Genomic DNA, 12,875 nt, shown 5'->3' on the forward strand with positions numbered 1-12,875 from the left:
GCCGTCCCGGTTTCAAATATGGGAGAGGATTTCCCCTACAATCGCTTCGGGCGGGCGCATCGCGCCGCCCTCGCTGGCACGCACCACGCGCCACGGGCCGAGCAGGTCCGCCGCCACGATCGTCTCGTAATTGCCGCGCACCCGCTGCTGGAGCGCGATATCGGCTTCATATTCGTCGAAGCTGCGGGTCGTGTAGCTGCGCTGGGCCTTTTGCAGTATCAGTTCGCGGGCGAGATCCCAGGGCGTATCGAGATAGAGGGACAGGCGCGGTCGGGGGAGGGCGAACTGGCCGATTTCGAGCGCCAGGATCCAGTCCATCAGCGCGCGGCCGGCCTCGCCGCCCAGCTTCGCGCCCTGATAGGCCATGTTCGAGGCGACATAACGATCGAGCACCACGACATCATGGTCCGCCTGTGCCTGCAGCAATTCGTCACGCCATTCGAGCCGGTCCAGCGCATAGAGCACGGCGGCGGCCTTCGGGCTGACCGGCACGTCCAGTTCGCCGGCGAGCATCCGGCCGATCGTCACCCCGGCGACGGTTTCGCCATAGCGGGGAAAGCCCAGGACGGTGGCGGAGCGCCCGCTTGCCTGCAGCGCCGCGCACAGGCCGCGTGCGGCGGTGTTCTTGCCGACGCCGTCGGCGCCCTCGATCGCGATCAGATCACCCATGCGGGCGCCATAGCATGGCGGCGCGGCTTGTCACGGTCGCACCGGTATCGAATCAATGGCGGGCGGAAAGATCCGAAGGGGTGCACAGCAACGCGCAGGGGCCGCGGGGATCGAGAGGCACGATCGCGGTGAGCGGCGCATCGCCCCCGGCATGGGCCAACAGCCAGCCGGGTTCGGCCACGGCCGGGCGGGCGGGGGAAAAGGCGACGCCGGTGCCGTCGGTGATCATGCCGAGCCGGCGGGGCGGGCTGGGCCAGCGGCCGGCAAGATAGGTAAGGCAGGCGGCGGCGGCATCCTGGAGGATGCCTTCATCGCTGTCTTCGGGGCAGAAGCCCTCCGGCGTCGATTCGATCTCCGCGACGGCCCGGAAATCCTCGGCACGCCACCAGATCAACCGCAGCGAACCGCGATCATCCTGCTGCAGCCCGAGGAAAAGCTTGCTCTCGGCCGGGAGGAGCGGCTGCGCGCAGCGCGCCACTTCCTCGGCCAGTTCGGTGAGCTTGTAGTTCGGGCGCGGCAGCAGATGCTGGGCGGCGGGACCGGTAGGACGCGAATCGTGCGGCATCGGGTGGTTCCGGGAAGGAGGTACCCTCCCATTATAGCACGATCCCGCGCGAAGGGGTGATCAGTGCAGCGCGGCGCTGCTCGGCGAGGCCGGTGCGGCCAGCGATACGGCTTCCACCGTCTCGCGGGTGGCGTCGGCCGCGACGACGGCGTCGACGCTGGCGGGATCGATCGCGCGGATGCTGGACAGCAGGTTATGCGGCTGGCTGGCATCGGGCAGGATCGGGGTGGCGTTGCGGGTGGCGGCCGGCTGGCGGCGCTTGCCGGTGGCCGGCGTGCCATATTCTGCCATCACCGAGAAGCGCGGATCGGCGGCGGCGATTTCCGCGATGACCTTGGCCGCGCGCTTGGTGATCTGGCGGACGCGTTCCTTGGTGACGCCGGTTTCGAGCGAGAGATCGTCGAGCGTCGCGGTCTGGAATACGCGGCGGGCGACGATTTCGCGATCGCGCTCCAGCTTGGCTTCCAGCTTTTCCAGTTCGATCGGATCGATGCCGTAGGTGGCGTTGCGCAGGCGCGGGCCTTCGCGGCGCAGTGCCGCTTCCTCGCGCTTGGGCCGGGGGCGGCGGCGAAGCTGCTCGATGCCGACCTTGCGGAGATGATCGACATAGGCCTCGATCAGCGAGGCGATCGCGCCATCGGCGAGATAGTCCGACGCGGCGCTTTCCGTACGGAACAGCGCGTCTTCGTCCTCGATCATCGCTTCGGGCGACAGTTCCTCGCCATCGGCCGAAGTGCCGAGCGCGGTGAGCGAAACGGTGGTGGCTTCGACCTTCTTCGCCGAGGGGCGCTGATCGGTCATCAGGCGGAAGCGCAGGCTCTGCAGCTCGCCGCGGATCTGCCAGTTGACGAAGGTGGTGAACTGGGCCTTTTCCGGTTCATAGGCCTGGATGGCGCGGTGCACGGCGATGGCGCAGCACTGCTCGGCATCATCCCAGTGCGCGGTCAGGCCGTACTGGCGGATGAAATGGCGGATGCGGGGGGCGATCAGTTTCAGGATGCGGGCAAAGGCACGATCGATTTCAGCCCGCTGACGGTTGGTCTGCTTCGCGTCCTTGGGCGAATTCTCGATAACGGTGGCAACAGCTGCCTCGAGAGCGATCGTGATCTTCGACATCTAACTTCCCCTGATTCGAGCCGCCGGGTCCGATTGTTTCGGCGCCGTCGACAGGGGCAGATTTGGGCTGAATAGCTTAAAACACTGCTAATTGGGGCCTTAGGTAGAATCCCGAAAACCGCTTTCGATCATTATAGCAAAGCCGATTCGCAGTGCGTGGCAAGCCATTGAAAAAAGTGTGGTTAATATCGGTGAACGATAACCGATAACCTGCTTCGATGGCAGCTATCCCTGTGGTTTACAGGGAGAATTTATCCGGTTGGATGCGGCGATCGATGAAGCCGAGTAACCATTCCCGGTGCGCGGTTTTCGCGTCGCCGGCGCTGGCGATGCGCTGATCGGCAGCGGCATGGCCGATCTGGGCGGCAAGCAGCTGGCGCGCCCGTGCGGGGGCGATTCCGCCGTCCAGGAAACGGCGGGCATCGGCCAGACCGAGATGGTGGCTGAGATAGGCGGCCTTGGCGAGCGTTTCCGAATCGGCACGCACCTTCAGCCCCGCCGATTCGAGCTGGTGCAGATTGCTGCGCGCCATATCGCCGATGCACTGGATCGATGCCTGCGGATCGTAGCGCAGGGCCAGCAGCTCGCCGCGGCGGGCAGGATCGACCTTGCCGGCGCCGGTCAGCCAGCCGCGCTGCTGTGCGATCTGGTTGAGCCAGGTGCCGGGCTGTTCGGCCAAGGTCTGCCAGGTGCCGCTGAGAAACTGGCCCAGGCCTGCGGCGCTCGAGCGCGGGTTGCGCGAAAGCGGGTTCCAACTGCCGTCGCCGCCCTTGGCGGCTTCCGCATCGACAATGGCGGCGATGGCCGAGGCGGGGATGCCGCTGCGCGCGCCCGCTTCGGAAAGTGCCGCATGATAGCGCGCATTGGGGCCGAGCGCGCGCGGCGTAGCGTCGTCGATCGCCGCCGCGGTGGCGGTCGCCTGGTTCGGCTGCGGTGCCGGGGGGGCGGGCGGCGCCGAGCCCAGCGCCTTCGCGATGATGCCGGCTTCCCCGCCATGTTCTTCCTCGCCGCGATGACAGCTGCAGTCGCAATGGCAGCTGCAGCGTGCCCGCCCGCCTTGGGGCGCCTGCGTGCCCAGCATTTCGAGGAGCGAATCCATCGACATGCCGGCATTGCCGAGCGGCATTCCGGACTTGTTCGGATCGCGATCGCCATCACCGATCGCGGCGCGCCACAATCGGTTCGAAAGTTCGGACTGCGCCTGGGTGTAGATCACATTGGCGCGCTGCGCCGGCGTGAGCGCGGCAAGATCGGGACGCTGGATCATCCGGCCTTCACCATCATGCGCTTGCGATCATGCAGGAAGCGGGCGGCGGCGATGTCGTCGATCGCGGCCTGTTCCGCCGCTTCGAGGGCGCGGGCCTGCTCGTCGCGATAGCGTTGCGCCGCGGTTTCGATCGCGCGCAGCCGGCCGAACGCTTCCTGCGCCTGCTCGCGCAGTTGCGCCAGCCGGCCCCGTGCCGCTTCCGCCTCGGCAGCGACGCGGGCCTGCTGGTGCTTGGCGCGCGCCAGCCAGAGGTCCGAATCGAACGGCAGGGCATGGGCGAGCACGCGCTCTTCGCGCGCCCGTTCGGCAAGCGCGCCGGCTTCCTGCTCCAGCGCGGCGACCCGTTCTGCGGCGGCGGCGATCGCCACTTTCGCCGCGTCGACGTCGCGCTGCTGCATCCGGAGGGCGGTGTCGTAGGGCGTTTTCATGCGGCGAGGCCCACGGCGTGGCCGTCATGGCCGTCATGGCCGTCATGGCCATCGGTATGTACCTGTTCGCCGGCAAGGATGGCGGCAAGTTCGTCGAACGCGGCAGCGGCATGGCCCTGATCGTTCTTGCCCTGGTTGAGTAGCGCCTCGATCCGGGGGGCGAGCGCCACCGCGCGATCCACTTCGGGCGACGATCCGGCCTTGTAGGCGCCGAGCCGCACCATTTCCTCCATGTCGGCAAAGGTGGACAGCAGCTTGCGCGCGGCGATGCGCGTCGCGTTCTGCGCGTCGTCCATGCAATGGGGCAGGGTGCGCGATACCGATTTGAGCACGTCGATCGCCGGATAGCGGCCGCGTTCGGCGATCGCGCGGCGCATCACGACATGGCCGTCGAGGATGCCGCGCACCGCGTCTGCGACGGGTTCGTTATGGTCGTCGCCATCCACCAGGACCGTGAACAGGCCGGTGATCATGCCGCTGCCGGGGGCACCGGGGCCGGCGCGTTCGAGCAGGCGCGGCAGTTCGGCGAACACGGTGGGCGTATAGCCCTTGGTGGCCGGCGGTTCGCCCGAGGCGAGGCCGATCTCGCGCTGCGCCATCGCGAAGCGGGTGACCGAATCCATCAGGCACAGCACGTTCAGCCCCTGGTCGCGGAAATGTTCGGCGATGGCGAGGGTGGTCCAGGCGGCCTGTCGACGCATCAGCGCCGGTTCGTCGGACGTGGCGACCACCACCACCGATCGCGCCATGCCTTCGGGGCCCAGATCGTCTTCGATGAATTCCTGCACTTCGCGGCCGCGTTCGCCGATCAGGCCGATCACGGCGACGTCGCATTGCGTCCAGCGCGCGAGCATCGACAGCAGCACCGACTTGCCGACGCCGGAGCCCGCGAACAGGCCGAGCCGCTGGCCGCGGCACAGCGGCACGAACAGATCGAGGGTGCGCACGCCGGTTTCGATGCGTTCGGCGACGCGGGTGCGGCTGGCGGCGGCGGGGGGGGCGGCCTTGATCGGCTGCGGATCGGCACCGCGCGGCAAGGGGCCGAGGCCGTCGACCGGCCGTCCCAGCCCATCGACCATCCGGCCGAGCCACCCCGCGGAGGGGCGGACGGTGAACTGGCCGGCGCCGAGTTCGGCGCGCGCCCCCAGGCCCACGCCCTGCGGATCGACGAAGGGGAGGCAGAGGGCGACGCCGCGATCCAGAGCCGTCACTTCGGCTTCGACCTTGCCGCTGGGCGACTGGATTTCGACGCGGCTGCCGATCTGGGCAACGCCGGTCAGCCCTTCGACTTCGATCAGCGCGCCACGCACGGCGACCACGCGCCCGAAGCGACGGTCGGGGACCATCTCTCGGATCGCACGGGCGGCGCTGGCGAGCGTCTGCATCGCGGTGGCGCCTTCAGGCGGCCTGCGGCGCGGCGGAACGCAGCGCGTCTTCGATGGCGATCAGTTCGCGGGCGATGTTCAGCGCCTTATAATAATCGCCCTGGGCGATATCGTGCGCGAAGCGGATGCAGATGTCGCGGCCTTCGGGCGTGTTGATCGCCGCGATCAGCACGCCGATCAGCTGCACGACGGCATTCTGATGCGCGTCGCGCCCTTCCGGGTCGATATAGGCGAGCATCGCCGCGAAATAGAGCTGGCGGGCAGGGGTGGTCGCTTCCTCCGGCCGCATCACTTCGCGGCCGCGCAGAATGGAAACCTGGTTTTCGACGGCGATCTGCGTGCGCCCCACGGCGCGCAGCACGGCGCCGTTGACGATCGCTTTCTCGCCGTCGCGAAGCGTAATGCGAAGCATGGCACCGGCCTTTCGATAAGCGTTTCTGAATTTATAGGCGGTTCGCGGCGGCAAGCGGTGCGGACCCGGCAAATTTTGCCGCCCAAGGCTTCTCGATAGGCAAATTCGCCCTTTTGTTTGGGGCGCGCATTTACCGTCCTACAATGGAGATGTCGCCGGCGTGGGGATCGCGCGGGCAATCCTCAGGAGTGTATAACTTGAGCCTCTATTCCGCTCTATACGCTGGCGTTTCCGGGCTGAGCGCGCAGTCGAGTGCCATGGCCACGGTCGCCGACAACATCACCAACATCAACACGGTGGCGTACAAGGGCGTCGAAGCCCAGTTTCGCACCCTGGTGACCGACGGCCGCACCTCAGCCAATTATTCGGCCGGCGGCGTTGCCGCGTCGCCGATCGCGCAGGTTTCCAAGCAGGGCCTGCTCCAGGCATCGGGCAGCAGCACCGATCTTGCGATCGACGGCGGTGGCTTCTTCATCACCCGCACCGGTCTCGCCCCGACCGACCAGGTCGCCTATACCCGCGCCGGCTCGTTCAAGCCGGACGAGGAAGGCTATCTGCGCAATTCCTCCGGCCTCTATCTCTATGGCTGGCGCCTCGATGCCGAGGGCAAATTCTCCAACACCGGCAATGTCGATGCGCTGTCGCCGGTGCGCCTGAGCGATCTGGTCGGCACGGCTGCGCCGACGACCAAGCTGCAGGCCCATCTCAACCTGCAGGTCGATGCGGCTACCTATGGCGGCACCCCCGCCTATGCCGCCGGCAGCCTGGCATCGGGGGCGATCCCGCCGACCTTCTCCCGCTCGTTCACGATCTATGATTCGCAGGGCGGCGGTCACGAAGTGAAGATGGCGTTCCTGAAGACGGCGCCGAATACCTGGCAGATGGAAGTCTTCTCCAACCCTGCCACCGACGTTCAGACCACCGCCGGCGCCGCCATCCCCAATGGCCTGCTGCGCAGCGGCACGCTCAAGTTCAACGGCGACGGCAGCCTCGACCGCACGACCGGCACGGGTTCCACCGCCGCGCTGTTCGACGACCTGGATTTCGCCGCGCAGGGCATCGAGTGGAGCAACGACGCCAAGTCCGTGCCGATCAAGCTGCAGCTCGGTGAAGACAAGGGCATCAGCGGCATCACCTCGTTCGGCCAGCCTTCGTCGTTGATCTCGGGCGGCACCGATGGCGGTGTGCTCGGCAACATCTCGTCGATCGACGTGGGGAAGGATGGCGTGGTCAGCGCGATCTTCGAGGACGGTTCTACCCGCAAGGTGTTCCAGCTGCCGATCGCGACCTTCCCGAACTCGAACGGCCTCACCCGCATTTCGGGCAATGCCTATGCCGCCAACCGCCAGTCGGGCACGATGACGATGAACCCGCCGGGCCAGCTCGGCGCGGGCGCGCTTTCGTCCAACACGCTGGAGGCCTCGACCGTCGACCTGGCGGGCGAGTTCACCAACATGATCCGCTTCCAGCGCGCCTACAGCGCGTCGTCGAAGATCATCACCACCGTCGACGACATGCTGCGCGAAGTCAGCGATCTCAAGCGCTGATCGCTGAAACCGGGGGAATGCCGCCATGGCGTTGAACGACATTCTGGGAACTGCGGTTTCCGGGCTCGCGGCTGCCCAGGCAGGGTTGCGCGCGGTATCGAACAACATCGCCAATGTCGGCGTTGCCGGCTATGCACGCGAAAAGGTGTCGCTGACGACCACCGTCGTTTCGGGGCAGATCAGCGGCGTCAAGGTCGGCGAGCCCGAGCGGGTCGCCGACCGTTTCCTCGAAGCCACCGTCTATCGCCGGGCTGGCGATGCCGGTCGCGCGGAGGTGACGTCCGGCTATCTGGATCGTCTCCAGTCGCTGCTGGGGGAGCCGGGCGCCAAGTCCGGCCTGCCGGCGCGGCTGGATGCGATCAACGCATCGGCCATCGCCATGACCGGTTCGCAATCCTCGGCGCAGACGGTGGCGGTGTTCACCGGCGACGTGGAGGACGCGCTCGCATCGATGAAGCAGACCACGAACGACGTGGAGAGCCTGCGCGCCGATGTCGAATCCGAAGTCGGCTACTCGGTCGACAAGATCAACACCCTGCTCAAGCGCATCCATGACCTGAACGGCACGGTATCGCAGGCCACCGGCCTCGGCCGCAGCGCCAGCGGCGCCGCGGACCAGCGGATGAACGCGATCGAGGAACTCAGCGGCCTGATCGCGGTCAACGTCCGCGACCAGGCCGACGGGCGCGTCTCGATCGAAACGCAGGCGGGGCAGCTGCTGCTCGACACGCGGCTGCGCCAGCTCGATTACCCGAACATGGCCGCGGGATCGTCGCAGACCACCTATCCCGACATCAAGATCAGGTTCGCCAATGCCAATGGCACGCTGGGGGCGGAGACGGGCGAAAAGCTTTCTTCGGCCGCGGTGGGCGGAAAACTGGGCGGCCTGCTCGACCTGCGCGATCGTGCCTTGCCGTCCTTCTCCGAACAGATGGGCGTTTTGTTCAACGGCCTGGCGGAAACGCTGAACCGGGTTTCCAACACGAACACCACCGTGCCCGCGCCGCAGAACCTGACCGGCCGCGTGACCGGGTTGCTCGGCGGCGATCTGCATGGTTTCAAGGGCGCCGCGACCTTTGCCGTCACTGCCAAGGATGGCACGATGGTGAACAAGGTGACGGTGGATTTCTCCGACACGAGCCTGGTGACCATCAATGACGTGGTTAGCAGGATCAACGCCGGCCTGGGGAGCGATGCCTCGGCGGCGATCGATCCCACCACCGGCGTGCTGAAGTTCACGGCGACGAACAGCACGAACGGCGTTGCGATCGCGCAGGTGGACGGCAATCCGAGCGATCGCGGCGGTGTCGGCTTCTCGCAATTCTTCGGCATGAACGACCTGATCCGCAGCGACAGCAGCAGCCTGGTGCCCAGCGGCTTCAAGCAGGACGGTTCCGATCCGCATGGCTTCCAGACGGGGCAGAGCGCGCAGATCGTGCTGCGCGATGCATCGGGGCTGGCGCTGACCAGCTATACGCTGCAGCCACAGACGGGGCAGAACTTCGGCGCGATCATCAGCGATCTCAACGGCAGCCCGCTCAGCGAATTCGGCAGCTTCCGCATCGACGATCGCGGGCGTGTGCGCTTCGATCCCAAGACCGCCGTTTCGGGCGCCGTGCTTTCGGTGTCCGCGGATTCGACCAACCGCAGCGGCACCGGCCGCACCTTCTCGTCGCTGATGGGGTTGAGCGGCCTGAGCGCCGGGCTGAACGTAGCGGAAGTGCGCAGCGACATTGCGGCGGACAGCAGCAAGATGCCGCTCGCGAAGCTCAATGCCACCGCCGCGATCGGCGCAAAGGCGCTGGGTACCGGCGATACGCGCGGTGCGACGGCGTTCGTGAACGAGCTGCAAAAGACGATTGATCTGGGGAAGGACGGCGTCACGACGATCGGGCGCTTTTCCACCCAGCTGCTGGGCCGCGCGGGGCTGGAAGCCAGCCAGGCGAGCAACCGATTGGACGACGCGAATGCCCGCAAGGCCGACGCGGTGAACCGGCGAGACAGCTATTCGGGCGTGAACATCGACGAGGAACTCTCGCAGATGGTGGTGCTGCAGAACAGCTATTCGGCGGCGGCGCGGATCATGACCACCGCAAGCCAGATGTACGATACGCTACTCCAGATGGTCCGTTAAGGGAGCCGATCCATGTCCCGTGTTGCCACTATTCCGCTCCAGCGTACCATGGCCAGCGCTATCCAGACCGCGCAGGAAAAGCTTGCGATCACCCAGAAGCGGCTGTCGACCGGCAAGAAGGCGGCGGATTTCGCCTCGCTCGGCACCGAAACCGTGCGCAACCTGTCCGCGCACACCATGCTCGAGCAGCAAAAGGCGCAGGCCACGGTTTCGAAGCGGGTGGGTACCACCATGTCCTTGTACCAGGGGCATATCGAAGGCATCGATTCGTCCACGCGCAATCTGCGCCAGCAGATCCTGACGGCGCTGGGCACCGGCCAGTCGGCCGGCTTGCAGGAGGCGATCGAAAGCTCGTTCCAGCAGATGCGGGCCTCGCTCAACGCGTCCGAAGGCGGAATGCCGCTGTTCGCCGGCTCGCAGACCAGCCAGATGCCGTTCTCGGTCGCCACGCTGGCCGATGCCGCCACGGTGCCCGCCGACCAGGCATTCCACGATGACAACGTCCTCGCCACTGCCCGGGTGGCCGACGGCGTCGACCTGACCTATGGGATCAACGCCAGCTCGATCGGCCAGGGCCTGTACGAGGCGTTCCGGACGCTCGCGCAGGTCGGCCAGATCGGCAATACGCTGACCGACGCGCAGAAGACGGCGTTGCAGGACGGTGCTGCGAAGCTTGCCTCCGGGTTGACCACGCTCGGCCAGGTGAACGCCGACAATGGCCGCAAGCAGAACCAGGTCGACGATCTGGCAAGCCGCGGCGAAGATCGCGCCCTGCTGCTGCAGCAGGTGATCCAGGATAATGAAGATGCCGATCTTGGCCAGGTCGCCGTCGATCTCGCGCAGCAGAAGACCGTGCTGGAGGCGAGCTATTCGGTGTTCTCGCAGCTTTCGAGCCTGAGCCTCGTCAAATATCTCTGATCGCGGCGGGGGCGGCAGCCGCCGTCCCGTCGCCGGGCGCTTCCCGGTCCCCGACGTGCAGCGCCTCGCGTAGCGAGAGCGCACGCGCGAACACGGCGGTCAGCATCGCCTCGGTCAGCCGGCCGGTGTGCTGGTTGTAGCGCGAGCAGTGATAGCTATCGAGCAGCAGCTGCCCTTTGGGCAGGCGGTGTTCCGCGCCATGGGCGAACCGCAGCTTCGGCAGCTTGCCGCCCAGCGCCTTCACGGCGGACTGGTGCGCGATCTCGCCCAGGGCAACGGTGATCGGCGCGCGCAGCTGCCCGGCCAGGAACGGCCGGCAGGCGTGAACCTCCGCCGGGCTCGGGCGGTTCTCCGGCGGCAGGCAGCGCACCGCGTTCACGATCAGCACGTCCCGCGGTTCGCCCGCGTGCAGCAGCCCCAGCTTTTCCAGCACGGCGAAGAGCAGCGCGCCCGAGTCATCGCCGGTGAAGGCACGGCCGGTGCGGTTCGCGCCGTTACGGCCGGGCGCTAGCCCGACGATGGCGATCGATGCATCGGCGGCCCCCAGTGCCGGCACTGGCGCATTCCACCATTCCGGCTGTTCGGCGCGCAACGCCGTCCGCAGCGCCACCAGCCGGGGGCAGCGCGGGCAATCGCGATCGGGTTCCAGGCTTGGCGCGGACATGGCATCGCGATAGGCGCAGGCGGGTGCCCATAACAAGCTATGTCATCGCCCTGGGATCCAACCGCCGCGGCCGCCACGGCAGCCCGCGCGAGGAGCTGCGCGCCGCGCTCGGTGCGATCGGCGGGGTGCGGGCGGTATCGCGGCTCCGCGAAACGCCGCCCCTGGGCCCGTCGCGCCGCCGTTTCGCCAATGCGGTGGCGCTGGTCGACAGCGCGGAGGGCCCCGATGCACTGCTCCGCCGGCTGAAGGCGATCGAGCGGGCCTTTGGCCGGCGCCGCGGCCAGCGCTGGGGCGCGCGGGTAATCGATCTCGATATCGTGCTCTGGTCCGGCGGCTGCTGGCATACGCGCGAGCTGACCATTCCCCATCCGCATTATCGCACGCGCCGCTTCGTTCTGGGGCCGATGGCGGAAATCGTGCCGGGCTGGCGCGATCCGCTGAGCGGCCGTTCGACGCTTCCGTTGCTCCACGCTGTTGACCGGCCGCGCCCACGCGCCTAGGTGGCGGGGCGTGGGTCCGTAGCTCAGTCGGTAGAGCAAGCGACTTTTAATCGAGAGGTCCCGGGTTCGAATCCCGGCGGACCCACCACCGAAGCCCGGAAAGCTCCGCATTCGCCCCTCTCGATGCCCGATTGGCGTGTTTCGCCCGCGATCTGCGTTGCGCGGGGCCGGGCAGGGCCGGCCGCTATTTCGGGGTGTAGGCGCCGCCGATCTTGTTGCCGGGGGGAGCGCCTTCGCGGCCCGCGATCACATAGGTGGGCGCTGAATTGCCCGAAAGCGTCGCCGGGCCCGCGGTGCGGATCCAGGGGCGGTAGTTCGGGCCCGCCGTAAGGATGTTGTTGCGGATCACGATACCCGCGCCCTTCCCCCCGATATTGATTCCATGCCACATCACATTGGCAAAGCTGTTGCCGATGATCTGGATCCCGTCATAGCCGCCGACCCGCGCTTCGTCGCCGAAGAAGACGCCCTGGAATTCGTGGCCGGGAGTGCCGACGAAGCGGTTCATCGTGATCTGCACGTTCTTGCAGCCGGACGTTTTGCCCGACGTCCAGCACTGGATGCCATCGGGATGCTCGCCCGGGGCGACGTTGAACAGCGCGACCGAATTGTTGAAGATCCGGCCGCCATTGGCCCCCGGGATCTCCATCGCGTCGCGGCTGAGCTGGGTGAATATGTTGTTCTCGATGTTGAAATTCGAGCTGTCCTCCACCACCAGCGCGACCCGGAGATCATGGAAGGTGACGCCGCTGACCCGCAGGTTGGCGGTGTTGCGGATATACATGCCGTACATGTCGTCCTGCCACATCCCGTTGGCAGGTCCGTGGACGAACCCGCCGATAAAGGCGATGTTCGATCCCCCCCGGACCTCGACCATCTTGGCCCAATCGGGATCCTTGCCGCGGACGCGGGTGATTTCGATATCTTTGAACGAGATGTTGCTGACATTGTGCATCCGCAGCGTGCTGAATATCGCGGGCGCGGCGGGATAGGCGCTTCGGATGGTAACGGGAGCGGTGAACTTGCGGTCCCGGATGATGACCATGCCGTAATTCGCCCGCGCGAGCCGGATCTCCTCGCCGCCGCGGGCGCGGCTGATCGCCGCGTCCAACTGGGCTTTGGTGTTCACGGTGATCGCGGACAGCATGGCGAGGGTTGAAATCACGACAAGTTCCCCAATCAGTGCGGCAGGTGGAGGAACTACCGGAATATCGTTAACACACAACGTCTCCCGAGTGTATTTATGTTGCACTGCGGCAAGGCGTGTCCC

Annotated in this window: 13 protein-coding genes and 1 tRNA gene; 5 read left to right on the forward strand and 9 right to left on the reverse strand. The window is 66.9% G+C overall.

The features are described from left to right. Positions 1-12 precede the first annotated feature (12 nt). The 7 genes from DD559_RS13675 to DD559_RS13705 all read right to left on the reverse strand — a co-directional run bounded on the left by DD559_RS13675 (position 13) and on the right by DD559_RS13705 (position 5,842). Positions 13-669, reverse strand: a complete 657-nt coding sequence (locus tag DD559_RS13675; RefSeq protein ID WP_116469666.1) for a dTMP kinase — start codon at positions 667-669, stop codon at positions 13-15. Between the two features lie 52 nt (positions 670-721). Then, entirely contained in the window at positions 722-1,234 is a 513-nt protein-coding gene (locus tag DD559_RS13680; RefSeq protein WP_116469667.1) for a hypothetical protein, read from the reverse strand. A gap of 60 nt (positions 1,235-1,294) precedes the next feature. Further along, positions 1,295-2,350, reverse strand: a complete 1,056-nt coding sequence (locus tag DD559_RS13685) for a sigma factor-like helix-turn-helix DNA-binding protein (protein WP_116469668.1) — start codon at positions 2,348-2,350, stop codon at positions 1,295-1,297. Positions 2,351-2,588: 238 nt separating this feature from the next. Then, entirely contained in the window at positions 2,589-3,617 is a 1,029-nt protein-coding gene (locus DD559_RS13690; protein WP_116469669.1) for a peptidoglycan-binding protein, read from the reverse strand. Then, complete coding sequence (locus DD559_RS13695; RefSeq protein WP_116469670.1) at positions 3,614-4,045, reverse strand: hypothetical protein; 432 nt, start codon at positions 4,043-4,045, stop codon at positions 3,614-3,616. The genes DD559_RS13690 and DD559_RS13695 overlap by 4 nt, the downstream gene beginning before the upstream one ends. Then, entirely contained in the window at positions 4,042-5,430 is a 1,389-nt protein-coding gene (fliI, locus tag DD559_RS13700; RefSeq protein WP_116469671.1) for a flagellar protein export ATPase FliI, read from the reverse strand. Before fliI ends, DD559_RS13695 begins: the two co-directional genes overlap by 4 nt. A gap of 13 nt (positions 5,431-5,443) precedes the next feature. Further along, positions 5,444-5,842 carry a flagellar biosynthesis repressor FlbT gene (locus DD559_RS13705; RefSeq protein WP_116469672.1) on the reverse strand — a complete coding sequence of 133 codons (399 nt, stop codon included), beginning with the start codon at positions 5,840-5,842 and terminating at the stop codon, positions 5,444-5,446. A 197-nt stretch (positions 5,843-6,039) separates the two neighbouring features. Here DD559_RS13705 and DD559_RS13710 point away from each other — a divergent pair, with 197 nt between their 5' ends. Genes DD559_RS13710 through DD559_RS13720 form a run of 3 tightly spaced genes read left to right on the forward strand, consistent with a single transcriptional unit; the run spans position 6,040 to position 10,441 of the window. After that, the gene (locus tag DD559_RS13710; RefSeq protein WP_276308187.1) at positions 6,040-7,389 is read left to right on the forward strand and encodes a flagellar hook protein FlgE; all 1,350 of its coding nucleotides are present in this window, start codon (positions 6,040-6,042) and stop codon (positions 7,387-7,389) included. A 25-nt stretch (positions 7,390-7,414) separates the two neighbouring features. After that, positions 7,415-9,523: a FlgK family flagellar hook-associated protein gene (locus DD559_RS13715; RefSeq protein ID WP_116469673.1), complete on the forward strand. Its 2,109-nt coding sequence runs from the start codon at positions 7,415-7,417 to the stop codon at positions 9,521-9,523. A gap of 12 nt (positions 9,524-9,535) precedes the next feature. Next, positions 9,536-10,441, forward strand: coding sequence for a flagellin family protein (locus DD559_RS13720; protein ID WP_165831095.1), 906 nt, complete (start codon positions 9,536-9,538; stop codon positions 10,439-10,441). Here DD559_RS13720 and DD559_RS13725 read toward each other — a convergent pair. Beyond that, positions 10,428-11,105: a uracil-DNA glycosylase gene (locus DD559_RS13725; protein ID WP_240610255.1), complete on the reverse strand. Its 678-nt coding sequence runs from the start codon at positions 11,103-11,105 to the stop codon at positions 10,428-10,430. The genes DD559_RS13720 and DD559_RS13725 overlap by 14 nt on opposite strands. Before the next feature lie 23 nt (positions 11,106-11,128). Between DD559_RS13725 and folK the strand changes: the two genes are divergently transcribed. After that, on the forward strand, positions 11,129-11,605 hold the full coding sequence (gene folK / locus DD559_RS13730; protein WP_165830936.1) for a 2-amino-4-hydroxy-6-hydroxymethyldihydropteridine diphosphokinase: 477 nt from the start codon (positions 11,129-11,131) through the stop codon (positions 11,603-11,605). A gap of 12 nt (positions 11,606-11,617) precedes the next feature. Then, a tRNA-Lys gene (locus DD559_RS13735) sits at positions 11,618-11,693 on the forward strand. Positions 11,694-11,789: 96 nt separating this feature from the next. On the opposite strand, the gene DD559_RS13740 is transcribed toward DD559_RS13735, so the two are convergent. Further along, positions 11,790-12,770, reverse strand: coding sequence for a right-handed parallel beta-helix repeat-containing protein (locus DD559_RS13740; protein WP_240610256.1), 981 nt, complete (start codon positions 12,768-12,770; stop codon positions 11,790-11,792). Between the last annotated feature and the right edge of the window lie 105 nt (positions 12,771-12,875).

The organism is Sphingomonas pokkalii, from assembly GCF_003096275.1.
Taxonomy (GTDB): domain Bacteria; phylum Pseudomonadota; class Alphaproteobacteria; order Sphingomonadales; family Sphingomonadaceae; genus Sphingomonas; species Sphingomonas pokkalii.